This window comes from Bacillus sp. AFS029533 (assembly GCF_002585125.1).
Lineage (GTDB): Bacteria > Bacillota > Bacilli > Bacillales > Bacillaceae_G > Gottfriedia > Gottfriedia luciferensis_B.
Window position 1 is genome coordinate 1 of the sequence record NZ_NUQC01000024.1, and the last position, 25,261, is coordinate 25,261.

The 25,261-nt window shown below is 33.5% G+C and carries 22 protein-coding genes and 6 tRNA genes; 22 read left to right on the forward strand and 6 right to left on the reverse strand.

The window, feature by feature from the left end; all coding sequences use genetic code 11:
* The first annotated feature begins 22 nt into the window (after positions 1-22).
* The 14 genes from COE53_RS14290 to COE53_RS14355 all read left to right on the forward strand — a co-directional run bounded on the left by COE53_RS14290 (position 23) and on the right by COE53_RS14355 (position 11,906).
* A tRNA-His gene (locus tag COE53_RS14290) sits at positions 23-98 on the forward strand.
* Positions 99-104: 6 nt separating this feature from the next.
* Positions 105-175 (forward strand) — tRNA-Gly (locus tag COE53_RS14295).
* A gap of 16 nt (positions 176-191) precedes the next feature.
* Positions 192-268: transfer RNA gene (locus COE53_RS14300), tRNA-Ile, on the forward strand.
* A gap of 21 nt (positions 269-289) precedes the next feature.
* Positions 290-364: transfer RNA gene (locus tag COE53_RS14305), tRNA-Asn, on the forward strand.
* 6 nt (positions 365-370) lie between these two features.
* A tRNA-Ser gene (locus COE53_RS14310) sits at positions 371-461 on the forward strand.
* Between the two features lie 11 nt (positions 462-472).
* Positions 473-544, forward strand: a tRNA-Glu gene (locus COE53_RS14315).
* A 446-nt stretch (positions 545-990) separates the two neighbouring features.
* A complete protein-coding gene (locus COE53_RS14320) occupies positions 991-1,545 on the forward strand; it encodes a bifunctional transcriptional activator/DNA repair enzyme AdaA (protein WP_098948317.1) in 555 nt (184 codons plus the stop codon).
* Complete coding sequence (locus tag COE53_RS14325) at positions 1,542-2,441, forward strand: DMT family transporter (RefSeq protein ID WP_098948318.1); 900 nt, start codon at positions 1,542-1,544, stop codon at positions 2,439-2,441. Before COE53_RS14320 ends, COE53_RS14325 begins: the two co-directional genes overlap by 4 nt.
* Positions 2,442-3,115: 674 nt before the next feature.
* Positions 3,116-5,044, forward strand: a complete 1,929-nt coding sequence (glgB, locus tag COE53_RS14330) for a 1,4-alpha-glucan branching protein GlgB (protein WP_098948322.1) — start codon at positions 3,116-3,118, stop codon at positions 5,042-5,044.
* On the forward strand, positions 4,992-6,119 hold the full coding sequence (locus COE53_RS14335; protein WP_069034771.1) for a glucose-1-phosphate adenylyltransferase: 1,128 nt from the start codon (positions 4,992-4,994) through the stop codon (positions 6,117-6,119). Before glgB ends, COE53_RS14335 begins: the two co-directional genes overlap by 53 nt.
* A 48-nt stretch (positions 6,120-6,167) precedes the next feature.
* Positions 6,168-7,187, forward strand: a complete 1,020-nt coding sequence (locus tag COE53_RS14340) for a GlgC family sugar phosphate nucleotidyltransferase (protein ID WP_069034770.1) — start codon at positions 6,168-6,170, stop codon at positions 7,185-7,187.
* On the forward strand, positions 7,181-8,614 hold the full coding sequence (gene glgA / locus COE53_RS14345) for a glycogen synthase GlgA (protein WP_098948319.1): 1,434 nt from the start codon (positions 7,181-7,183) through the stop codon (positions 8,612-8,614). The genes COE53_RS14340 and glgA overlap by 7 nt, the downstream gene beginning before the upstream one ends.
* Positions 8,615-8,639: 25 nt before the next feature.
* Positions 8,640-11,048, forward strand: a complete 2,409-nt coding sequence (locus tag COE53_RS14350) for a glycogen/starch/alpha-glucan phosphorylase (RefSeq protein ID WP_098948320.1) — start codon at positions 8,640-8,642, stop codon at positions 11,046-11,048.
* Between the two features lie 63 nt (positions 11,049-11,111).
* Positions 11,112-11,906: a lipase family protein gene (locus tag COE53_RS14355; protein WP_098948321.1), complete on the forward strand. Its 795-nt coding sequence runs from the start codon at positions 11,112-11,114 to the stop codon at positions 11,904-11,906.
* 79 nt (positions 11,907-11,985) lie between these two features.
* On the opposite strand, the gene COE53_RS14360 is transcribed toward COE53_RS14355, so the two are convergent.
* On the reverse strand, positions 11,986-12,774 hold the full coding sequence (locus COE53_RS14360) for a TIGR00266 family protein (RefSeq protein ID WP_069034766.1): 789 nt from the start codon (positions 12,772-12,774) through the stop codon (positions 11,986-11,988).
* Between the two features lie 472 nt (positions 12,775-13,246).
* Here COE53_RS14360 and COE53_RS14365 point away from each other — a divergent pair, with 472 nt between their 5' ends.
* Positions 13,247-13,447 carry a cold-shock protein gene (locus tag COE53_RS14365; protein ID WP_056473269.1) on the forward strand — a complete coding sequence of 67 codons (201 nt, stop codon included), beginning with the start codon at positions 13,247-13,249 and terminating at the stop codon, positions 13,445-13,447.
* A gap of 58 nt (positions 13,448-13,505) precedes the next feature.
* Here COE53_RS14365 and COE53_RS14370 read toward each other — a convergent pair whose 3' ends face one another.
* From COE53_RS14370 to COE53_RS14380, 3 genes are all read right to left on the reverse strand, one after another.
* A complete protein-coding gene (locus COE53_RS14370; protein ID WP_069034765.1) occupies positions 13,506-13,970 on the reverse strand; it encodes a TspO/MBR family protein in 465 nt (154 codons plus the stop codon).
* A 108-nt stretch (positions 13,971-14,078) separates the two neighbouring features.
* Positions 14,079-14,828 (reverse strand): TraR/DksA C4-type zinc finger protein, encoded by a 750-nt coding sequence (locus COE53_RS14375; protein WP_069034764.1) that lies wholly within the window; start codon positions 14,826-14,828, stop codon positions 14,079-14,081.
* Positions 14,829-14,928: 100 nt separating this feature from the next.
* Positions 14,929-15,852, reverse strand: coding sequence for a 1,4-dihydroxy-2-naphthoate polyprenyltransferase (locus tag COE53_RS14380; protein ID WP_069034763.1), 924 nt, complete (start codon positions 15,850-15,852; stop codon positions 14,929-14,931).
* 154 nt (positions 15,853-16,006) lie between these two features.
* On the opposite strand from COE53_RS14380, the gene COE53_RS14385 reads away from it, so the two are divergent.
* From COE53_RS14385 to menC, 6 genes are all read left to right on the forward strand, one after another.
* Positions 16,007-17,413: an isochorismate synthase gene (locus tag COE53_RS14385; protein ID WP_069034762.1), complete on the forward strand. Its 1,407-nt coding sequence runs from the start codon at positions 16,007-16,009 to the stop codon at positions 17,411-17,413.
* Positions 17,403-19,142 (forward strand): 2-succinyl-5-enolpyruvyl-6-hydroxy-3-cyclohexene-1-carboxylic-acid synthase, encoded by a 1,740-nt coding sequence (gene menD, locus COE53_RS14390; protein ID WP_091023728.1) that lies wholly within the window; start codon positions 17,403-17,405, stop codon positions 19,140-19,142. Before COE53_RS14385 ends, menD begins: the two co-directional genes overlap by 11 nt.
* 18 nt (positions 19,143-19,160) lie before the next feature.
* On the forward strand, positions 19,161-19,988 hold the full coding sequence (gene menH, locus COE53_RS14395) for a 2-succinyl-6-hydroxy-2,4-cyclohexadiene-1-carboxylate synthase (RefSeq protein ID WP_139116371.1): 828 nt from the start codon (positions 19,161-19,163) through the stop codon (positions 19,986-19,988).
* Positions 19,985-20,803, forward strand: coding sequence for a 1,4-dihydroxy-2-naphthoyl-CoA synthase (gene menB, locus COE53_RS14400; protein ID WP_056473277.1), 819 nt, complete (start codon positions 19,985-19,987; stop codon positions 20,801-20,803). Before menH ends, menB begins: the two co-directional genes overlap by 4 nt.
* 209 nt (positions 20,804-21,012) lie before the next feature.
* Positions 21,013-22,455 (forward strand): o-succinylbenzoate--CoA ligase, encoded by a 1,443-nt coding sequence (locus tag COE53_RS14405; RefSeq protein WP_069034760.1) that lies wholly within the window; start codon positions 21,013-21,015, stop codon positions 22,453-22,455.
* Positions 22,456-22,466: 11 nt separating this feature from the next.
* Positions 22,467-23,591: an o-succinylbenzoate synthase gene (gene menC / locus COE53_RS14410; RefSeq protein WP_069034759.1), complete on the forward strand. Its 1,125-nt coding sequence runs from the start codon at positions 22,467-22,469 to the stop codon at positions 23,589-23,591.
* A 33-nt stretch (positions 23,592-23,624) separates the two neighbouring features.
* On the opposite strand, the gene yidD is transcribed toward menC, so the two are convergent.
* Positions 23,625-23,879, reverse strand: a complete 255-nt coding sequence (yidD, locus tag COE53_RS14415) for a membrane protein insertion efficiency factor YidD (protein WP_069034758.1) — start codon at positions 23,877-23,879, stop codon at positions 23,625-23,627.
* Between the two features lie 24 nt (positions 23,880-23,903).
* The gene (ytzI, locus tag COE53_RS14420; RefSeq protein ID WP_088013603.1) at positions 23,904-24,050 is read right to left on the reverse strand and encodes a YtzI protein; all 147 of its coding nucleotides are present in this window, start codon (positions 24,048-24,050) and stop codon (positions 23,904-23,906) included.
* A gap of 166 nt (positions 24,051-24,216) precedes the next feature.
* Here ytzI and ytkD point away from each other — a divergent pair, with 166 nt between their 5' ends.
* Positions 24,217-24,696: an RNA deprotection pyrophosphohydrolase gene (ytkD, locus tag COE53_RS14425; RefSeq protein WP_069034757.1), complete on the forward strand. Its 480-nt coding sequence runs from the start codon at positions 24,217-24,219 to the stop codon at positions 24,694-24,696.
* Positions 24,697-25,261 lie beyond the last annotated feature (565 nt).

The following is a 25,261-nucleotide window of genomic DNA, read 5'->3' on the forward strand; positions in this document are numbered from 1 at the left end:
CCTCTAGTCGGCACTCTTTATGGCGGTCGTGGCGAAGTGGTTAACGCATCGGATTGTGGTTCCGACACTCGTGGGTTCGATTCCCATCGGTCGCCCCATATTTTGCGGGTGTAGTTTAATGGTAAAATAGAAGCCTTCCAAGCTTCGGTCGTGGGTTCGATTCCCATCACCCGCTTTTTATAAAATTTAATGGGCCTATAGCTCAGCTGGTTAGAGCGCACGCCTGATAAGCGTGAGGTCGATGGTTCGAGTCCATTTAGGCCCACCATTAATTTTTATAATTAGTTTTTCCGCAGTAGCTCAGTGGTAGAGCACTCGGCTGTTAACCGAGTGGTCGTAGGTTCGAACCCTACCTGCGGAGCCATATGATAGAGAAGTACCCAAGTGGCTCAAGGGGCGCCCCTGCTAAGGGTGTAGATCGGGTAACCGGTGCGAGGGTTCGAATCCCTTCTTCTCTGCCATATTTTTTTTTGGCCCGTTGGTCAAGCGGTTAAGACACCGCCCTTTCACGGCGGTAACACGGGTTCGAGTCCCGTACGGGTCATATCTAAAGCTCAGTTATTTGTGATAACACAGGTAACTGAGTTTTTTATTTGTCTTTTTTAGGACTTTATTGAAAGATCTTTAATTGAGTATAGCTTTCTTCATTATATTAAAGTGTTCTTCTTTCATTTTAAAATGTACAAGGAATTATCTCTCATAGATGCAATATGTTCGCTGTCACTTTTACAAATAAAGTAATAGAAACAGCATATTGTAGTCATAGCTCTCCATGGTTTCACTATTCCTCTTTTCCGTTAATCTTCATTCGGGCCACATATCCTTATTTTTCAATACTAATATTCTTTTCACTCATTTTAAATCCAAACATCATCAGATGGTCTATTAACTACTATTATCCTTCTTCCATAGAAATTAGAAAGCAAGAAATTGAAAGCAAGCGCAATATCTTAGTGTTAAAATGTGAATAGCTAAAGATGAGGTGATTAAATGAACGGATTAAATAATCAGGTCATGTGGGATGCAGTTGAATCATGCGATGAAAAGTATGATGGAATGTTTATTTATGCAGTTAAGTCCACTGGAATCTGTTGTAAACCTTCGTGTAAGTCAAGAACCCCTTTAAAAGAAAATGTGTCATATTATCCGTCATTTTCTTTGGCAATTAAAGATGGGTACCGTCCATGTAAAAGATGTCGTCCTGATTTACTTCACTCAAATGAGGAGGATATTATTTTATCTGCCAAACATTTTATTGAAAAAGAATATCGAAATAGCTTAACATTGGATCGGTTAGCAATTGAAGTTGGAGTAAGTAAGTTTCATTTGCAAAGATTATTTAAAAAATCCACAGGTTTATCGCCGTTAGAATACGCAACTAGGTTAAGAATGATAGAAGCTTTGAGATTATTACGAGATACTGAGAAAACCATAACTGAAATAGCGCATAATCTTGGTTATAAAGGCTCGGCACATTTTTCAAGCATGTTTCGTCATCATTTTAATTACACTCCAACTTCATTCAGAAAGGGGTTAAATAAATGAAGTTAAAAGATGGAATAGCTTTATTGAGCCTAGCTGCATTATGGGGAGCTTCATTTTTATTTATTAGGATAGCTTCACCTGTTTTTGGACCAATTTTAACAATACAGGGAAGAGTTATAATTGCTGCGTTTGCACTGGTACTATATTTGGTTATTACTAAAAAGTCATTACACTTTAAAAAGAGATGGAGACAATATTTAATAATAGGGGCATTAAATGCGGCAATACCATTTACATTAATTGCTACATCAGCATTACATTTGCCAGCTTCAATGTCATCAATTCTAAACTCTTTGACGCCATTATTTACAGCGCTGGTTGTTTTTGTATGGACGAAAGAAAAGTTGAGTATTCGTAAGTTGATTGGAATAATAGTGGGTTTAATAGGAGTGATCTTGTTAGTAGGTTGGAGTTCGATACCGTTTACTTATGATGTTAAAATAGCAATTGGACTAGCAGTTTTGTCGACTATTTCATATGGGATTGCAGGTGTGTATGCTAAGAAAGCTTTTATTGGGGTACCACCACTTTCACTTGCAGCTGGTCAACAAATTGGTGCTGCAATTATACTTTTACCTTTTACATTTCTAAATTTCTCAGCATCTACAGAAAAAGTTTCAGGAGTTGCTATATTGGCAGTTCTAGGATTAGCATTATTTTGTACTGCTATAGCCTATTTATTGTACTTTTATCTTATCGAAAGTGTTGGACCTACCAAAACATTAAGTGTTACTTTTCTAATTCCTGTGTTTGGAATAATCTGGGGAGTTCTTATTTTGAAAGAACATATTACATTAGGGATGTTGTTCGGTTTTCTTGTCATCTTATGTGGTGTATTCCTGATTTCGGATATTCGTTTACGAGTAATCACATCAAATAAGCGAATGCAAGTCTAATAAGCTTTTAAATACTAAGACAAAAAAGGATTTTCGTAATAACGAAGATCCTTTTTACTATATTACGATTGTTATTTTAGTGAGCTAAAAATAAGTCCAACCAAAGAGGGTAGCACAACTAGGGAAATTATGATATTGACACGAACCTTAGTAACTTTGAAGTGATCCTTTTCTACATGTATTTCAATAGTTTTTGTTGAATTTCCTAAAACGTAAGTAAGTTAATATTTAATGCCACAATTTATTACCGCATAAAGAGTAGATTCGTTTTTAAGTTTATTTTTACTTTTGCATCTGTAATTTGATAGTCGTTTCTAAAAATTTTTCAAAAAAAAATTCTCCCCTTTAGTTCGACAATTTTCTACAATTCTTTTTTAATATAAAGTTTATATGTAATAAAAGTGTAAATTATGTATGAAATTTTATGATAAATCAAAAAATTACAAATTAAGACAAGGGGTTTTGTAAATGCGTTGTATAATTATACGGTGATATTCGTTCGACAAATTCGACATTTTTACGACAAACGCAATAATGACAACGGTTTCATGAATGGTTATTCATTTTCTGAAAAAAGTTTTTGAATTTTTTTTGCATAAAAACAAGGTGAATATATATATTTGTAGAATATTAAGAGATAGAAGAATTTAAGAGATTGTAATGAGGTGAGGATGTTGCTTTTGACACGGCCAACTGAGTTTGATGTGCATTTATTCCATGAGGGAAGTTTATTCCATAGCCATGAATGCTTTGGGGCACATGTTGTAAAAAATGGGAATAAAGTGGGAACTACTTTTACAGTGTGGGCTCCACATGCGAAAGCTGTCTCAGTTGTTGGGGACTTTAATAAGTGGAATGGTTCTGAACATAAAATGGAAAAGTTGAACGATCAAGGGATTTGGACGATATCTATCCCCAATATTGGTCATGGGACGATATACAAATATGAAATTTCAACCAAGCGTGGTGAAGTTTTATTAAAAAGTGATCCTTTTGCTTTCTTTAGTGAGCTAAGACCAAGCACAGCTTCGATCGTTTATGATCTTTCGGGCTATAAATGGAAAGATGCAAAATATCGTAAGCAAAAATTTAAAAAGTCAGTTTATGAAGAACCAGTTTTAATTTATGAGGTACATTTAGGTTCTTGGAAAAAGAAGGAAAACGGTGATTTTTACACTTATGCAGAACTAGCGACAGAACTAATTCCATATGTAAAAGATCATGGTTTTACACATATCGAAATATTACCATTAGTTGAACATCCATATGATCGTTCTTGGGGGTATCAAGGAGTAGGATATTTTTCATCTACTAGTCGATATGGAAATCCTCATGAGCTAATGAGCTTTATAGACGAATGTCACCAGAACGGATTAGGAGTCATTATGGATTGGGTGCCTGGTCATTTTTGTAAGGATTCTCATGGATTATACATGTTTGATGGTGAACCGACATATGAATATGAAGGTTATGATGCCAGAGAAAATGAAGTATGGGGTACAGCGAATTTTGATTTATCAAAACCAGAGGTAAAATCATTTCTTATTTCAAACGCTCTATATTGGATGGAATATTTTCATATTGATGGTTTCCGAGTAGACGCTGTTGCAAATATTTTATATTGGAAAAATAGAAATGAAGAGAATCCTTTTGCAACTCAGTTTTTAAGTAAATTAAATGAAGCGGTATTTGAACATGATCCACAAGTATTAATGATAGCTGAAGATTCTACTGATTGGCCATTAGTTACTGCACCTACATACGAAGGTGGTTTAGGTTTTAATTTTAAGTGGAATATGGGTTGGATGAATGATGTTTTGACTTATATGGAGACTCACCCAACACAAAGAAAGCATCATCATAATAAGATGACTTTCTCGTTTTTATATGCCTTCTCAGAAAATTTTGTTTTACCTTTTTCACATGATGAAGTAGTACATGGTAAGAAATCTTTGTTAAATAAAATGCCAGGTACATATGAGGAAAAGTTTGCTCAATTAAGGGTACTATTTGGTTATTATTTATCTCATCCAGGTAAAAAGCTTTTATTTATGGGTAGTGAGTTTGGGCAATTTGATGAGTGGAAGGACTTAGAGCAAGTTGATTGGATGATAAAAGATTATGAATATCATTCCAAGATGAACAAATATTTTAAAGAATTATTATCGATTTATAAAAAAAATAAATCACTTTATGAAGTTGATAATCATTGGGATGGATTTTCATGGATTGATGCAAATAATGCAGATCAAAGTGTATTTTCATTTATCCGTAAAGGAAAAAACAAAGAGGATTATGTCATCGTAATCTGTAATTTTAGAGAGATTTCTTATGAAACATATCGAATTGGAGTACCTGCAAAGCATCGATATAAAGAATTGCTCTCAAGTGACTATGTACAATTTGGTGGCGATAGTAAAATAAATCGTTCTGCCATTGAATCAGAAGAAATACCATTTCATGGTTTACCATACAGTATTGAAATAGCATTACCTGCCTTTAGTTTTACAATCATTCGTCCAGTCAAAATGCGAAAGGGGATTAGCAGCAATGGTTCAGAAAAAATGCGTAGCAATGTTACTAGCAGGGGGAAAAGGGAGTAGATTGAGTTCTTTAACAAAAGAACTAGCAAAACCAGCCGTAGCTTTTGGAGGTAAATATCGAATAATAGATTTTACTTTAAGTAATTGCACAAATTCAGGTATTGATACTGTTGGGGTGCTAACTCAATATCAACCACTTGTACTAAACTCATATATTGGTATAGGAAGTGCATGGGATTTAGATCGCTTAAATGGTGGGGTAACTGTTTTACCACCATATTCAGAAGCATCTGGAGTTAAATGGTATACAGGTACTGCAAGTGCAATTTATCAAAATTTAAATTATATAAAGCAATATCAGCCTGAATATGTTTTGATTCTTTCAGGTGATCATATTTATAAGATGGACTATAGTAAAATGCTAGACTATCACATTGAAAAAGAGGCAGATGTTTCGATTTCAGTTATCGAAGTTCCGATTGATGAAGCTAGTCGTTTCGGAATTATGAATACAAATGATGAAATGGATATTATAGAATTTGAAGAAAAACCTCAATATCCAAAGAGTAATTTAGCATCAATGGGAATCTATATTTTTAAATGGAATGTTTTAAAAGAGTTTTTAGAGATGGATGATCGTAATCCAGAATCAAGTAATGACTTTGGTAAAGACGTTATTCCGCTTTTATTAGAAGAAAAGAAAAAAGTAGTTGCTTATCCTTTCAAAGGTTATTGGAAAGATGTTGGTACAGTAAAAAGCTTATGGGAAGCAAATATGGATTTGTTAAATGAAGATAGCGAACTAAATATTTATGACCGTGATTGGCGCATATATTCAGTTAATCCAAATCAACCACCACAATACATTGCACCTACAGCAATCGTTGAAGACTCTCTAATTAATGAGGGGTGTGTTGTTGAAGGTTTTATATCACATTCTGTCTTATTCCAAGGTGTAACAATAGGAGAAGGCAGTATGATAAAAGATTCTGTCGTTATGCCAGGTTGCGTTATTGGAAAAGATGTACGAATTGAAAGTGCTGTAGTAGCTCCTGGAATGGTGATTCCTGATGGAAGCCTTTTAGGTCCTGAGAAAGATTATGAAGAGGTAATTCTAGTTACAAGCGAAGAATAAGAGGTGGCTCATTCCTCAAATAGAAAAATAGATTGAGAGGGTTATTTGATGAAACATACTATGCTAGGAATAATTGAGGCGTCAACACATTTTGAATCTTTAAAGCCGTTAACACAGCATCGACCATTAGCAACACTTCCTTATGCAGGTCGATATCGTTTAATCGATTTTATGTTAAGTAATATGGTGAACTCTGGTATTACGAGTGTCGCTGTATTTCCTGATCAACCTTATCGATCAATTATTGATCACTTAGGCTCCGGTAAACATTGGGACTTAAATCGTAAAAAGGATGGACTATTTATTTTTACGCCAGAACCAACTGATGGAGCTTTTGGTACATTCGATTTTATCGAAAAGCATATTCAATTTTTACAACGTTCTACTCAAAAGTATGTAGTAGTAGCAAATACTTATACGATTTGCTCAGTGGATTTTAGACCAGTTTTAAAGAGACATATCGAAACAGATGCACAAATTACTGAGTTAAAGCAGTTCAGTAAATCTTTAAATATCTATATCCTCGAAAAAGAGTTATTGTTAAAGCTTTTTGAAAACTTCCACGAAAAAGGCTATGAAACAATTATGGACGTTGTACGCGATCAAAATAATGAGGTTGAACTAAGTGCGTATGAAATACCTCAACAAGTTTCAATCATTCAAACAATTGAGGATTATTTCGAGCAAAGTATGAAATTATTAAATCCTGAGATATGGAATCAATTATTCTTAAAATCTTATCCTGTCTTTACTAAGGTTAAAGATGAGCCACCAACAAAATATTCAAAAGAAGCAATTGTAAAAAATTCAATTGTAGCTAATGGATGTGAAATTGAGGGAACGGTTGAAAATAGTATTATTTCAAGAGCTGTGAAAATTGGAAAAAATACAATTATTCGAAATTGTGTTGTTATGCAAAAATCAAACATTGGAGATAATTGTATATTAGATGGCGTTATATTAGATAAAGATGTTCGAATAGAAGATGGTGTTGAAATAAAAGGAAGCTTAAGTGAGCCAGTAGTGCTTCAAAAAGGTTCAGTCCAAGGAGCGTTGATTCAGTGGTAAATGTTTTATATATTGTTTCAGAATGTGTACCGTTTGTTAAATCGGGAGGGCTTGCAGATGTTGCAGGCGCTCTCCCTAAGTATTTAAATAAACTAAATACGAATGTAAGAGTAATGCTTCCATTCTACTCGTTAATTCCCGCTAAATATAGAGAAGAAGCTAAGCTAGTAAAAGAGCTTTCTATAAATCTAGGCTGGAGAAAACAGTATTGTGGTTTATTTGAATTGAAATTAGAAGGAACAACTTATTATTTTATTGATAACGAGTACTATTTCAATCGAGACAAGTTGTATGGTCATTTTGATGATGGAGAGCGTTTTGCATTCTTTTCTCTAGCTGCAATTGAATGTATTAAAGAATTCGACTTTAAACCTGATGTTATTCACTGTCATGACTGGCATACAGCAATGATCCCATTTTTCATGAAAGAGTATGGCGCATTAAAAGATATTAATCCAAAAATGAAATCTGTATTTACCATTCATAACCTTCAATTCCAAGGCGTATTTTCAAAAGAAGTAATGGACGATATGTTAGGAATCGATGAACAATTTTTTCGCGATGACTATTTGAAATTTTACGATTGTATCAACTTTATGAAAGCTGGAATCATTTCAAGTGATTTCGTAACAACTGTGAGTCCAACATATAAAGAAGAAATTAAGCATGAATTTTTTGGAGAGCAATTAGATGGACTATTACGTGAGCAAGATCACAAACTTTTTGGAATTGTAAACGGAATTGATGAAACCATTTATAATCCAGCTACTGATCGAAAAATTCACTCTAATTACGATGAATTTACAATCGAAAATAAGACTGAAAATAAATTGAAATTGCAGGAGTCACTTGCATTAAAAATGGATGAAAATATTCCTATTATTGCAATGGTTTCCCGATTAACAAGTCAAAAAGGAATTGATCTTATTCAACACGTATTCCCTCAAATTATGGATCATAATGTCCAAGTAGTAATTTTAGGTTCTGGTGATGAAGAATTCGAGAACTTTTTTAAAGCAATGGAGCATAACTACTACGATAAAGTTAGAGCTTACATTGGATTTGATGAACGCTTTGCTCATCAGATTTATGCAGGTGCGGATTTATTCCTTATGCCTTCACTATTTGAGCCATGTGGATTAGGTCAGCTTATTGCGATGAAATACGGGTGTGTTCCAATCGTAAGAGAGACTGGGGGGCTAAATGATACTGTCCAGTCATATAATGAAGAGACGAAGAATGGAAATGGTTTTACCTTTACTAACTTTAATGCTCACGATATGCTTCACACAATAGAACGTGGATTGAGTATTTATGAGAATAAAAAACATTGGAAATCAGTCAGAAGGAATGCAATTAGAAGAGATTCAAGTTGGTTAAAATCTGCTAAAGAATATGCAAAATTATATATGCAGTCTTCAAAGTAAAAATCTTTTAGGGCGAGGTGATTCCATGTTTTCTAGTGTGGAGGAGTTTGAATGGAGTTTTAAAGAGAAACTAGAAAGTATGCATGGAAAGAGTACTGCAGATAGCACTACTCAAGAGCAATTTCAAACACTTGGAACGATGATTCGTGAACATATTAGCGGTAATTGGTTAGGTACAAGTGAACAATACCGCTTAGAGCGAAAAAAACAAGTTTATTATTTATCAATTGAATTCTTATTAGGAAAGCTTTTGAAAAGTAACTTAATTCATCTAGGGCTTAGAGAGTTATGTGAATCTGGCCTTAAGAGATTAGGAATTTCTTTAAGTGCTCTTGAGGAGTTTGAAAGCGATGCTGGTCTTGGAAATGGTGGACTTGGACGGTTAGCATCTTGTTTTCTGGATTCGCTAGCATCACAAGACTTGCCTGGTCATGGATGTGGCATCCGCTACAAACATGGCCTATTTGACCAAAAAATTGTTGATGGATATCAAGTCGAGTTACCTGAACAATGGCTGAAATACGGAAATGTTTGGGAAGTTCGAAGAGATGATGAAGCAATTGAAGTTTTATTCGGTGGAGAAGTAGAATCATTTAATAATAAAAATCGATTGGAATTCCGCCTTCATGGTGCAGAAGCAATCACAGCGGTACCATATGATTTACCGATTATTGGCTATCATACAAACACGGTAAATACATTAAGATTATGGAGTGCTGAAGCGTCTACTCATTCCTCAAATAAATCACTAATGAAATATAAGCGAGAGGCTGAAGCAGTTTCAGAATTCTTATATCCAGATGATACACATGATGAAGGAAAGATTTTACGTCTAAAACAGCAATATTTTTTAGTTTCTGCAAGTATTCAAAGAATAGTAGATTCATATAAGGAGCAGTATGGTAATATTCGTAAGCTCCATGAAGAAATTGCTATTCATGTAAATGATACACATCCAGTTTTAGCGATTCCAGAGTTAATGAGAATTTTAATTGATGTTGAAAAGTTATCCTGGGATGAAGCATGGGAAATTACAACTCAAACGATTTCATATACGAATCATACAACTTTATCGGAAGCACTTGAAAAATGGCGAGTTGATTTATTTAAGCCTTTATTGCCAAGAATTTATATGATTGTAGAAGAAATAAATGAAAGATATTGTAAGCAGCTCTGGAACAAATACCCAGGTGATTGGGATCGAATTGAACAAATGGCTATTATTGCTCATGGAGTCGTTAAAATGGCTCATTTAGCAATTGTAGGCAGTAAGAGCGTTAATGGAGTTGCTGAAATCCACACTGAAATCTTAAAACAAAGAGAAATGAAGCTTTTTTATGAGTATGAACCATTCAAGTTTAATAATAAAACAAATGGTATTACTCATAGAAGATGGTTACTTCAATGTAATCCTGAACTTAGTAGCTTAATAAATGATTCGATCGGAGACGGTTGGATACACGAACCAACTCAACTTGAGAATCTATTAGAATATCAAAATGACGAAGCATTCTTATCGCAATTTATGAATGTAAAGAAAAAGAGAAAAGAAGTTCTCGAAAATTATGTTCACTATACAAATGGAATTGCATTAGATACAGATTCAATTTTTGATATTCAAGTAAAGCGAATGCATGCATATAAAAGACAATTACTAAATGTTTTACATATCATGTATTTATATAATCGTTTGAAGGAAGATTCACATTTTAAAATGCATCCTAGAACCTTTATTTTTGGAGCAAAAGCATCTCCGGGTTACTATTTTGCTAAGAAGATTATTAAATTAATTCATTCAGTAGCTGATATTGTGAATAATGATCGTTATATAAGTCAATTTATAAAGGTAATTTTTATTGAAAATTACCGAGTTTCATTAGGTGAAATTATTTTTCCAGCAGCGGATGTTAGTGAACAAATTTCGACAGCAAGTAAAGAAGCTTCGGGTACTGGGAATATGAAATTTATGATGAATGGTGCTTTAACGCTTGGTACACTTGACGGTGCTAATATTGAAATTTTAAGAGAAGTTGGCGAGGAGAATATTTTTACATTCGGACTTACTGCTGACGAGGTATTAAATTATTACCAATACGGTGGTTATAAAAGCAGTGATTATTACCATCATGATCTGCGTATAAAAAAGGTATTAGATCAAATGCTTCACGGGTTATTCCCGTTACCAAGAGAAGAGTTTGAACCAATTTTTGATTCGCTCATGTCTTATAATGATGAGTATTTCTTACTTAGAGATTTCTCTTCATATGTAAAAGCGCATGAATGTATCAATCATACGTATCAAAATAAAAGAGATTGGGCTATAAAAAGTCTTAACAATGTTGCGAAATCGGGATTTTTTACGAGTGATCGCACGATTCGTCAATACGCATCTGAAATATGGAATATTCATCAAAGAACTTTACACCATTCTTAACCTCCTCTTAGATTATTAGGAGGTTTTTCATATAATGATGAAAAGCAAGAAAGGAGAGATACGTTGAAATTCCTTTCAGTTGACTATGATAAGGCCTTAGAACTATTACTTTGCATTGAACAGGCATATGTTCAGTTTGATAATGATGGTAAGTTTATGATTCCAGCAAGCTATTCATTAGTAGATACAATTAAAGCATGTGCAATTAGCCAGCTAGAATGGTTTGGCTATATTATTGAAAATGATGAATCCGTAATCATTGTGTTTCGAGGAACGAAATCAGATGTGGATTGGTTAGCTGATTTGAAAATTGATCAAGACTTATTTCCTTATGTGATGAATGGTGGGAGTGTCCATTCGGGGTTTCTATCAATTTATCAATCTTGTCGAGAAATGCTTTTAGCAATTGTAAAGGAAAAGGCTCTTTCAAAAAAAATATTCATAACGGGGCATAGCTTAGGTGGTTCATTGGCCACGTTATTAGGATATGAAATAGCAATGAAAGGAATTTGTAACCCAAATGTCTATTCATTTGGCTCTCCAAAAGTAGGGAATATAAAGTTTAAAGAAAACTACGATGAGAATGTTAGGCATAGTTTAAGATTTGTAAATTTATATGATATGGTCCCTTTAAGCCCACCCTTTAAAGTAGAGGTAAAGCCATTAAACATTTATTTAGAATACGTTCAAGTGAAACATCCAATCACTTTTTCACTAAATAAAGGGTCTATTAAGAATAGTCACCATCTATCGACTTATATAGAAGGCGTTAAGAAGATGCAGTTGGATTATGATTATACTCCAACCTTTACTTACAAATTACGTGAGGCAGAACCGGCAGAAGAAGAAGTAATCTAATAGTACAAAAAAACTAGTCAACATTTCGTTGACTAGTTTTTTGTATGTAAACAAAAAAACGCTTTTAAAGAAGTCTGAATTAATCATTACCGTCCAGTAGATTTCCAAGGCCACCTAATATACTTCCTTCTTCCTTAGAAGAATTTGGTAAGTATTGACCAATTCGAGAAGCTAATCTTGCTAAAGTTAATGATTGAACCCAAATTGTTCCAGGACCTTGTAATGTAGCGAAGAATAGACCTTCTCCTCCAAAAAGTGCAGTTTTTACATTTCCAACATATTCAATTTCATAATTAACATCACCAGTGAAGCCAACAATACATCCGGTATCGATTTTAATTTTTTCACCCGGTTGAAGAGTTTTTTGGTAAATTGAACCACCAGCATGTAAGAAAGCAAGACCATCACCTTCGAGTTTTTGCATGATGAAGCCTTCGCCACCAAATAGGCCGGTACTTAATTTCTTTCTAAATTCAATCCCAACTGAAGTTCCTTTTGCCGCGGCTAAAAAAGAATCCTTTTGACAAATAATTTTATTTCCATACTCATGTAGATCTAACGGTATGATTGTTCCAGGGTATGGTGCCGAGAAACTGACTGTTTTTAAAGAGCTTGAACGGTTTGTAAAGCTAGTCATAAACAAGCTTTCACCTGTAACAAGTCGCTTACCCGCACCAACTAATTTACCAAATAAACCACCTGATTGCTGCGAACCGTCCCCAAAAATTGTTTCAAGTTCGATACCATCATCCATCATCATCATTGCCCCAGCCTCAGCAACGACTGTTTCCTTTGGATCTAGCTCTACTTGTACAAACTGCATATCATGGCCATGAATTTTATATGTAACTTCATGAGAATTTTTCATTTTTATGCCTCCCTTTAGTTTAACTATACAAATATTGTAATACTAAAATCTAGTTATTTAATAATAAAAAATTTGATAAATTGTTACAGAATCCTCATTTAGTTTGACTAATTAATGACAAATTATACCATTTTTATAGGAAGCTAGGTAGGTCTAAATGTATAAAAGATAAATTATAAGAATTATATAAAAAATTCTTTCAATTAAGGCTAAGTGTCATTGACGCACTTTTTTAGATATGATATATTTAAGTTACTATTAACTGCATATTTATTTGAAGGTAAGAAATTAACGATACATTTGCACTACAAAATTTTTAGTAACGCTCATTTTTCTTTGTCTTGAAAAGAAGTTTTGACCACTTTCAATGTTGTAGCAATCTAAACCGATTGGACAATGACGTTCTTTTTCTTTACCCCTCTTTTATGCACGCATTAATAGTGTATATATGTATTTCTAGGAGGTATTATCGATGGAATTCGGTAAAGTTAAATGGTTTAACAGCGAAAAAGGTTTTGGATTCATCCAAACTGAAAGTGGAAACGATGTATTCGTACACTTCTCTGCAATTCAAGGCGAAGGTTTCAAAACTTTAGAAGAAGGTCAAGAAGTTCAATTCGAAATCATCGAAGGAAACCGTGGACCACAAGCAGCTAACGTAAACAAAAAATAATTTTTGTTATGTTCAAGGCATCCTTTATAGGATGCCTTTTTTATATTAATCTAAAAATCTATTTATTTAGCACGTAGATATTGTAGTTTAAAAAGGTTGCAAATAATGACCAAATACAATAGGGAATGAGTAATACAAATGAAGTTTTTGAATGTTTATATGCGAAGATCGTTAAAGGAACAGCTGTAACAAAGACAAGTCCACAGTCAATTGTAGCCATAAGTAAATCTTTTTGATTGAATTGAAAATAGCTAAACAGTTGGTTAAATACATAATTAATAATAAATATAATATAAAACCATTTTACTTTTTTAAAGGATTTTCCTAAAGAAACGATGATACATACGCTTAAAGAAATGAAAGAATATAAGAATGCCCAAATGATTCCGATTGTTTTTCCTGAAGGAGTATAGCTAGGTTTAATTAGATGACTATACCAATCATAGTCAATCGGAAATAAGATAGAAGAAATAAAAAATAAACAGTATAAAGAGAAAAATAAAATTATTAACTTAATATTCATAAAACCTCCTCAATTAAGTTGTCTTGATTCAGTATATGTAGTTAATTTAAAAATATAAAAAAAACGACCACATTGTAGTAATCGTTTTTTAATGAAATTTTAATTCATTTAGTACTTTTCAATATCTTTCACATCAATTTCTGATAATTCTCCGTTTAAAGCTTGTTCTTCATAGTCATCAAGATCTTGTTCATATTGTTCATGTTTTTTTGTAGGATAGACAGTTCGATTATTTCCGTAAATATCAGTACCGATAAAGTTTTCGAATTCCTCAACATAACCTACATTTTCATAGCTCTCAGTAAATGTGCTTCCATATTCCTCAATATTATTAAATTCAAAATCTGACGGTGTTTGGGAATTTCCATATCTTTCAACATCTTGGAGTGCGTCTTCAGCGTCATACATCATTGAGCGATCTTTAGGATCTCTACTAAATGGAGGGTTTAATACTTCTTCCTCAACAGGACGATCGTATCTTATACTAGAACTTGATATATGCTGATCATGAGTATGTTCGATCATCGCTTTTGCTGTAGGAAGAGCTTGTAACCGTTCAAAAGGTATTTCTTCTCCACTTACTTCACATATACCATATGTTCCATTTTCAATTTTTTGTAACGCTGTATTAACGTCATCAAGTTCGTTTCTTAAATGCTCATGAAGAGATATGTCCTTTTCACGTTCAAATAATTCGGTACCTAAATCACCTGGATGGTTGTCTGCAAGTGAAAGCTCATCAACCGAATCTCTAAGTGAGTATGGTGTAAAAGCTGGATCATTTAGTCTTTCTTCTATATGTTCTTTTTGTTTCAGTAGCTCGTTTTTAAATGTTTGGATTTGTGATTGTGAAAGCATCATGCTCCCCCTTTTCAAGTAAATGAATATGACTATCCATATTTTGTTCAAAAAGGAGGAAAACATGAATTAAGTTTTTTGAGGAATTGTTCTGCCTTAATTAGGAAAAAATATTTCCAATTATTAAGCCTATAACAAGAAGGAATCCCATTATAGTATTTGTTTTTGCTGTTGCTGCCATGGCTGGCATCATTTCCATTGGTTGAGTCTTACCAATAAATCCTTTTGTTGCTTTTATTGCAACAGGAATACTTATTAATGAAATAAGTGCAAAAGGTGTAATTAAATTCATGATAACAAATAAAATAACTAAAGCATATGCTACTGCAAATAATGAACCAATAAAGATAATTGCATTCTTTTTACCTAATAAGATAACAAGTGTTTTACGTCCATTTTCTTTGTCATTATCTAGGTCACGAATATTATTTGCTGTTAAAATTGCTCCAATTGTAATTGAAGTAGGGATAGAAAGTAAGATCACATTTGATGGTAAATTTCCAGCTTGAATATAGTAAGTAATACCAATAATTACAACTCCCATAAAAAAGCCCGCTACTAACTCACCAAATGGAGTGTATGCGATTGGAAGTGGTCCTCCAGTATAAAAATAAGCTGCTGCCATACAAATAAGTCCAATAACTGCTATCCACCAGCTACTTTGAATACAAATATAAATTCCTAATAGAAGAGCGATACCAAAAAAAGTAAAAGCAAGATTTAAAACAGTTGAAGGTTTAATACCATCCCTTACGATTGCTCCACCGATACCGACAGAACCTTCATGATCTAGCCCTCTTTTATAGTCATAATATTCATTAATCATATTTGCAGCGGCTTGGATTAGTAAGCTTGCAATAAGCATTGAAAGAAATAAAAGTAAATGAAATGAGTGAGCTATGTGCGCTAACATTGTTCCAATCGCAACAGGAATGAACGCTGCGGTTAATGTATGTGGTCTTAATAAATTCCACCATGTTCTAAAACCTGTTGAGGAAGTTGGAGATTGAACAGTTGGTTGCATTTTAACATCCTCCTTTTTAATATTATTTGAAAATGTAGGTCATTTTACTTTAAAAAAGTATGGACGAACTTCATAAAATTGACAGTCTACATTCATCGTTGTATCTTTAGTTATATCATGTATTTAACGTATATTTAAGCTAGGGGGAACTATTATGCTTAGAACAGGTCAACTGGAATCGATTGCCTTCTTTGAGCATTCTCTTCAAAAGGCAAAAGCTTGTTCAAAACGCTTCATTTGTAAAGTGGAAAAAATAATGAATATCCATCCCCTAAGTGTTTACCATTTTTATCATGAATTGGGTTTTACTGAACGCTTTTATTGGTCAAACCAAGAAAACTCGTTAATTCTCACAGGAATTGGTACTTTAGTTCCTTTTCATCATAGTACAGAAGAACAGTATTCTGCAATAGAAAAAGAATGGAAACGCTTTGGAGAGCAAGTGTATATCGAGCAAGAAAATTGCTTTGGTACAGGACCGATAGCTCTTGGGGGTTTCTCTTTTTTTGATAACTATAAAAATGATCAAGATTGGAAGAATTTTGGTACCTCTCATTTCTATGTACCTAAATTAATGGTGACGGTTACAAACGAAGGGACATTCATCACCTCTAACTATGAAATTAATGAACAAACTACAGTAGAGGATTTATTGCTTCAATATAAAGAATATGATGACTTTTTAGAAAAGTTTGGTATGAAGCAACCGAGTTTTTCACAATCAGAATGTATTAACAAAGATGAATTTGAACCAAATGAATGGATTCAAAGCGTAAAAGAAGCAATTCATCAAATGAAAAACGAAGAATTAGAAAAAGTTGTTTTAAATCGAACTTTAAATGCAACCTTTTCTGCAGAAGTAAATTCAACAAATGTAATTTATGAATTAGAAGCAACAAGAAATGTTAACTATGTTATTTCTTATCAATTAAAAGATACTGTATTTATTAGTGCTACACCTGAGCGATTAATTTCTAAGAAAAATAATACAGTTTCTTCGATGTGTCTTGCTGGATCTGCCGCAAAAGGAATAACTAAGGAAGAAAACACAGAAGCCGCCAATTGGTTATTAAATAGTAAAAAAAATAATGGTGAACATGCGTTTGTAGTAAACTATATTCGAGAAACGCTACAACAATATTGTAATGAATTATCAATACCTTCAACACCAAGAATAATGGCGACTAAAAGCTTATTGCATTTATTCACACCAGTTGAAGGGAAAGTATATAATCATGTTTCTTTATTTGAATTAATTCAAGCATTACATCCAACCCCTGCACTTGGAGGATTTCCTAAGGAAGAGGCATGTAAATTAATTCGTGAACTTGAACCTGTGGACAGGGGATGGTATGGAGCTCCGATAGGGTGGATTGATTTAAACGGAAATGGTGATTTTGCTGTAGGGATTCGTAGTGCCTTAATTAAAGAAAATAAAGCAAAATTGTATGCCGGTTGTGGTGTTGTACAAGATTCAAAACCAGAGGAAGAATTTTTTGAAACTGGTGTTAAGTTTCTGCCAATGCTAAATGCATTAGGAGGGTTACGAAATGAAAGATAATGAAGCACTAACAAAGTATATTGGTGCTCTTGTAGATGAAATAAGTGCATTAAATATTAAAAACGTTGTAATAAGTCCTGGATCACGCTCTACACCAATATCGATGTTAGTAAATGAGCATCCAAAATTAAAGTCATTTATTGCAGTAGATGAAAGAGGGGCGGCTTTTTTTGCTTTAGGAATCGCTAAAAGTACGAAACAGCCTACAGTTTTGATCTGTACTTCTGGAACAGCAGCTGCAAATTATATGCCAGCCATTTCTGAAGCAAAGGAATCTAGAATTCCATTGATCGTACTGACAGCCGATCGGCCACATGAGCTTAGAGATATAGGTGCACCACAAGCTATGAATCAAATTGGATTATACGGTTCATTTGTAAAAAAATTCATTGAGCTAGCCTTACCAGAGGCTTCGGAAGCTATGTACGAATATGCGCGTTCAAGTGTTAATCGACTGTACCGTTCATGTGTGACCGCTCCAATGGGGCCCGTACATATGAATGTGCCACTTCGAGAACCACTAGTTCCAAATTTTTCGATTGATGACTTATTCTCAGCAGGAAAGCGTAAAAATTCTGCTCACACAATACTTACTGAAACTCTAGCGACAATTTCAAATGAAACAAGTAATGAGTTTACCAAGCTTTTTCAATCAAAAAGAAAAGGCTTATTAGTTTGTGGACCTTATGTTGAAGAAGGCGCTTTAAAGAAGATTAAATCTTTAGGGAATTTATTAGACTACCCAGTTCTATGTGATCCTCTTTCAAATGGAAGAACGATTAATGGTAATGAAGACTCGAATGTAATTGATACATATGATACATTTCTTCGATTTGAAGACATTGTTGATTCGCTTGATTCCGAAGTTATCGTACGATTCGGGGCAATGCCTGTGTCTAAAACGTTTAGCCAATATATACAAAAGCAAAAAGATTGCGAGCTAATTGTAATTGATGAAGGAGACTTATGGAGGGATCCGACGTTAAAAGCAACGCAAATGATTTCTTGTGATGATATCCAATTTTGTAATGCAATTTTGGAGTCATATCAGAAGACAAATAATCAAGAATTAGATTGGTTGAATAAATGGAAAACAATTAATGAAAAAACAAAAAGTGGACTACAACAAGCAGAACAGTTTGATGAACTTTTTGAAGGGAAAATCGTTCAAGTATTAGCAAAAAATCTAATTGAAGAAAGTACATTGTTTGTTTCAAACAGTATGCCTATTCGTGATGTGGATACGTTTTTACATAATCAATCTAAAAAGTTAAAAATTGCTTGTAATCGAGGGGTAAATGGAATAGATGGGACAATTGCAACCGCATTAGGGATGGCAGCAGCTGGAGAGAGTGTCACATTATTAATTGGAGATTTATCTTTCTATCATGATTTAAATAGTCTAGTCCTTTCAAAACTACATCATTTACCTTTAAGAGTGATTCTTGTTAATAATGATGGGGGTGGAATCTTCTCATTTTTACCTCAATCTAAAGAAGAAAAACATTTTGAAGACTTATTCGGAACTCCTTTAGGATTGGAATTCGAGCATGCAACTGCCCTTTTTGGTGGTGTTCATACAAAAATTCATAATTGGTTTGAACTTGAAGATGAATTAGCTAAAAAGAATAATGGATTACATGTAATTGAAATTCAGACAAATCGGAAAGAAAATTATGATCTTCATCAAAAAGTTTGGAGCATTGTAAAAGCAGAATACGAGAAATGAAATTAGGTGTTCTTGTTCATGGAAATTAAAATAAATGAGGTCACATATTCATACATTGAATCTGGCCAAGGGCAAACTATATTATTATTGCATGGTTTTACAGGTTCAAAGGAGACATGGGGAAGTTTAATAAGTAAACTAGAACGAAACTATCATGTAATAGCAATTGATTTATTAGGACATGGAAAGACAGATTGTCCGAAAAATGATGAGCGGTACAGAATGGAATTTGCTGCTAAAGATTTACATGATTTTTTAGAACAAAAGCAAATTGATTCTGTGCATCTATTAGGCTATTCAATGGGTGGTAGACTAGCCCTCTATTTCGCTTTAGCCTATCCAACAAAAATTAAATCGCTTATTTTAGAAAGCTGTACGGCTGGTCTTAAAACTGAAAGTGAAAGATTAGCTCGAATCGAACAAGACAATCATTTATCTTCAATGATCCTAAATGAAGGTATTGAAGTATTTGTTAATTATTGGGAAAACATTCCGTTATTTTCAACTCAAAAGAATTTGCCATCAGATTCACAACAAAAGATTAAACAAGGAAGATTAAATCAGTCACCAATTGGCTTAAGTAATAGTCTAAAAGGGATGGGAACGGGCATTCAACCATCTCTATGGGGTGACTTGAAGCAATTTAAAAAACCGACTTTATTAGTTTGTGGAGAATATGATGAAAAGTTTTGTTTAATAATGGGGAAAATGAACGAGAGGCTAGAAAATAGCGAAATTATTAAAATTCCACATGCAGGCCATGCAATTCATGTGGAACATTCGAAAAAATTTGCTACAATAGTAATTGGGTTTTTATTGAAAAGTGAAAAGGAGGAAATTTCATGACTATTGAATGGGTACAAGAAAGAAAATATGAAGAAATTTTATATTCTACATATAATGGAATTGCTAAAATTTCAATCAATCGTCCACACGTACATAACGCATTTACACCATTAACAGTATCAGAAATGATTGATGCTTTTGCTTATGCAAGAGACGACGAAAAAATTGGTGTTATTATTTTAACAGGTGAAGGTGGAAAAGCATTCTGTTCTGGAGGAGACCAAAGTGTTCGCGGACACGGTGGTTATGTTGGACAAGACCGCATTCCTCGCCTGAATGTATTAGATTTACAACGCTTAATTCGCGTTATTCCAAAACCTGTAATTGCAATGGTAGCTGGTTATGCAATTGGTGGAGGTAACGTATTAAACGTAGTATGTGACTTAACAATCGCAGCTGAAAACGCTAAATTTGGACAAACTGGTCCTAAGGTTGGTAGCTTTGATGCTGGTTATGGCTCTGGCTATTTAGCTCGTATTGTTGGGCACAAAAAAGCTCGTGAAATTTGGTACCTATGCCGTCAATATAATGCACAAGAAGCATTAGATATGGGCTTAGTTAACAAAGTAGTACCATTAGAAGAATTAGAAGCTGAAACAGTTAAATGGGCTGAAGAAATGCTTGAAAAAAGTCCAACTGCACTTCGCTTCTTAAAAGCAGCAATGAATGCAGATACAGACGGTTTAGCTGGACTTCAACAGCTAGCTGGAGATGCTACACTTCTTTACTACACAACTGAGGAAGCAAAAGAAGGCCGCGATGCATTTAAAGAAAAACGTACACCTGATTTCGATAAATTCCCACGTTTTCCTTGATTTGAAAGAAGATAGAAGCTTGATGAGAAATCATCAAGCTTTTTTTGCACATTAAATTTGCAACGGAGAAGAAACCTTAATGTAGTTGCTCATTTTATGAATTAAGTATAAGTATAACTACGCATCTCTCCGTCTAAATGCTCACCAATAGGAGAGCGTTTTTAAAATAAACTTTTGTAAATTTTGATAATAGTCAGGAAGTGTTTTTGATGAATCAAATTCCGAATTTTTTGCTTGAGAGAGTCAGATTAACTCCTAATCGAATAGCAATTGCAACAGATGGGGAAGAAATTACGTTTAAGGATTTACATAATCGAGTTATAAATCTTGCTTATAAATTTCACCATCTTGGCATAAAAGACGGATCCCACGTTTCGGTTTTAATGAATAATTCCATTGAATTTATAGAAGTTGTTTATGCACTTCATTATATCGGGGCAACATCAATTTTACTGAATATAAGATTAAGTGATGACGAAATAGTCTATCAATTAGAAAATAGTGATTCTGAATTTTTGATCGTAGCCAAATCAAATACGGTGAAGATTCCTGAAAATATAAAACTGTTAAATATAAATGAAATAGAGAACAGTAAATCAAAGGAATTTCCGATTAAGTCTAATTTTGATGGTGATAAAATCGCAACTATGATGTACACCTCTGGTACAACAGGTTTCCCAAAAGCAGTTTTACAAACTTATTTTAATCATTGGAGCAGCGCAATTGCCTCAGTATTAAATTTAGGATTAGATCATAAGGATGTATGGCTAGTCTGTTTGCCAATGTTCCATGTAGGTGGTTTATCTACTGTATATAAAAGTGCGATTTATGGCATGAAAATTGTGTTAACGAATAAAGCAGATGCACATACCATTAAGGACTGTGTCAAAAAGCATAATGTAACAATTCTATCTGTCGTAACAAAAGTATTAAATGACATTTTGACAATTGTTGAGGGTACAAATGAATTAAACAATGTAAGGGCAGCTTTACTTGGTGGAGGACCTGCTCCGTTACCTCTTTTACAAAAGGCAAGAGCATTAAATGTGCCAGTCTATCAAACATACGGCATGACTGAAACTTGTTCACAAATTGCAACGCTTTCTCCTGAATATATGCTTTCTAAAATTGGTTCGGCTGGTAAAGCTTTATTTGGATGTACGCTAGAAATAAGAGACGATCAACGAACTTGTTTACCAAAAGAAGTAGGAGAAATTGTAGTGAAGGGACCGAACGTGAGCAAAGGTTATTATAAACTTACTAAGTTAACTGATTCATCTGAGTATCTATATACGGGTGATTTGGGTTATGTAGATGAGGATGGTTTTTTATTTGTAGTTGACCGTCGAAGTGACTTAATTATTTCCGGTGGAGAGAATATATATCCAGCAGAGATTGAATCAGTATTATTATCGCATCCAGATATCATTGAAGCTGGTGTAACAGGCAAAGAAGACCCAAATTGGGGAAAAGTACCTGTTGGATTTGTTGTAAGTAAATCCTCTAATCCTCCGTCACAAGAAGAACTAATCGAGTTTTGTCGAGATAAAATCGCAGGGTATAAAATTCCAAAAGAAATATTTTATGTAGACAACTTACCAAGAAATGCAACAAACAAGTTAGTTAGAAGAGAGCTACTTAAGCTTCTATAAGGGGAATAAACATGTTGATAAGGCAAATTGAATTATTTTTAATAGAACAGCCTCTAAAAGTACCTTTTAAAACAAGCTATGGTACATATGAAAAACGTGAAAGTATTATTGTTAAAATTTTAGATGCTAATGGAATATGTGGTTACGGAGAAGTCGTTGCTTTTTCAGAGCCTTGGTATACAGAGGAAACGATTCAAACTGCACTTCATACTTTACAGGATTTCTTTATACCGATCTTATTTAAAAAACAGTTTAATCATCCAAGTGATGTCGCTACACGATTCAATCAATTTAAAGGCAATCAAATGGCTAAATCTGGGCTTGAAGGTGCAGTTTGGGATTTGTATAGTAAACTAAATTCAATCAGTTTAGCACAAGCTTTAGGGGGCAATAAGGCAGAGATACCAGTTGGGGTTGTAATTAGTATAGACGAGCCAATAAAAATGTTGAAACAAATTAGTGCATATATAACAGAAGGCTATGAACGATTTAAAATTAAAGTTTCAAAGGAAAATGATTACGAAATTGTCTCAACTATACGAAATAGCTATCCAACAATCCCTCTAATGATTGATGCCAATTCAGATTATTCAATTGAAGACATTCCGAAACTAAAAAAATTAGATGAATTTAATCTGTTAATGATAGAACAGCCCTTCGGCGACCGACAATTCATCGAGCACGCCATTCTTCAAAAGGAAATTTCTACTCCAGTTTGTTTAGACGAAAGTATTTGTTCATTAGAGGATATTCAAATAGCATATGAATTAAACGCTTGCAAAATTATTACCGTAAAGCCTGGAAGAGTCGGGGGATTAACTAAATCAATTGAAATTCATGATTATTGTGTTGAAAAGAATATTCCAATTTGGGTTGGAGGCATGATTGAAACCGGGATTTCAAGAATTCAAAACGTTGCATTAGCATCTCTTCCCGGATTTACAATACCTGGAGATATTTCGGCTTCATCTAGACATTGGGAGCATGATCTCATTTTTCCAGAGGTAGCTTTAATAAATGGAAAAGTTAAAGTACCAGTTGGCCCTGGTTTAGGGGTAGAAGTGGATGAAGAGAGAATCCGAAGCATTTCTAAAAAGATTTATAAATATACTTCTTTAGTTGAAATAACTAAGTAAAAAAATACGATCAAATTAAACTTGTTATTCATTTCAAGTTTCTTTGACCGTATCTTTTTTTGTTTCTTTATTTATTTTATCAGGTACTGGATCATATCCACCTGGATGTAGTGGGTGACACTTAAGTATTCTTTTAGTCGTTAAATAAGATCCTTTAAGTGCACCATGGGTTTGTATTGCCTCTAGTCCATAACTAGAGCAAGTAGGATAGAATCTACATGATGGTGGCGTTGCAGGTGAAATCCATTTTTGATAAAATCTAATGATTCCAATTAAAATTTTATTCATATACAAACCTTTCGTCTGCTAGAATTATTTCTCATCATGGTTATTTTTCATTTTTACGTCTTCTAGCTTATCGACTTTATGTTGGACACCATAGCCTTTATTTACAGTTAGAACGAAAGCACCGAATACAACAACGATAATAATTCCACTAACAACAAATACTCCAGTCATACTATATCCTCCTAAATAGTTATACTACTATGATATAGTATACTGTCCAATTTGCAAGGCAATCAAATATTTTCATAAAGTTTCAGGAATATTATTTCAATAATGATGAAACATTTTAATAGAAATAGTACAATGGAAAAACAAGTATGAATGTAGGAAGGTTAAAATGTACATATTTAAAGATTTTTACCATAATACAGTTGAATTATCGTTTGAGAAACATCCATTTTCACCCGCTCCAAAACATGTTTGGGTTATTTGTAAATACAATGACCAATGGTTACTTACAGACCATCAAAGAAGAGGATACGAATTCCCAGGCGGAAAAGTCGAGGAAGGTGAATCACCTGAAGAAGCAGCTAAACGTGAAGTTTTAGAAGAAACAGGTGGAAATGTATCTAAAATTAATTATTTAGGGCAATACCGTGTTACAGGTAAGGATAAAATTATCATAAAAAATATTTATTTTGCCGAAATAGGAGAACTTTTAACACAAAAGCACTATTTTGAAACAAACGGCCCTGTATTGTTAGACGAATTTCCACCAAACATAAAAAAAGATCGCCGATTTAGTTTTATCATGCGCGACGAAGTATTTTCACAAAGTTTAAGTTACTTAAATACTAAGAAAAGCTCACTTTTATAAGTGAGCTTTTTTAGTGTTTCATTATAAATTTTACATCGTAATATAAGATTCATGAGTAATCAATTATCATAATTTTGCTTTTGTACTTACTCATGAAGCCTTTATGAGTAACCAATTATCATGTTTTTGTTAATATAGATACTCATGAAGTCCTTATGAGTAACCAAATATCAAGTTTGTGCTAATATACATACTCATGAAGCCCTTATGAGTAACCAATTATCATGTTTTTGCCTTTGTACATACTCATGAAGCCCTTATGAGTAACCAATTATCATGTTTTTGCCTTTGTACATTCTCATGAAGCTCTTATGAGTAACCAAATATCAAGTTTGTGCTAATTACTTACTCATTGAGCCCTTACGAGTAACCAAATATCAAGTTTGTGCTAATATACATACTCATGAAGTCCTTATGAGAAGCCAATTTATCTTTTTTGTTTTTTAAGTTGATGTTCAATCTTAATTAACTTACAAACTGATTAAAAAATTACTGTTAGTGTACTCTAAGTAAAGGCTATTTGATTATTTTTTATTGCAGACTTCTTTTTGATGAATAAGTTGAT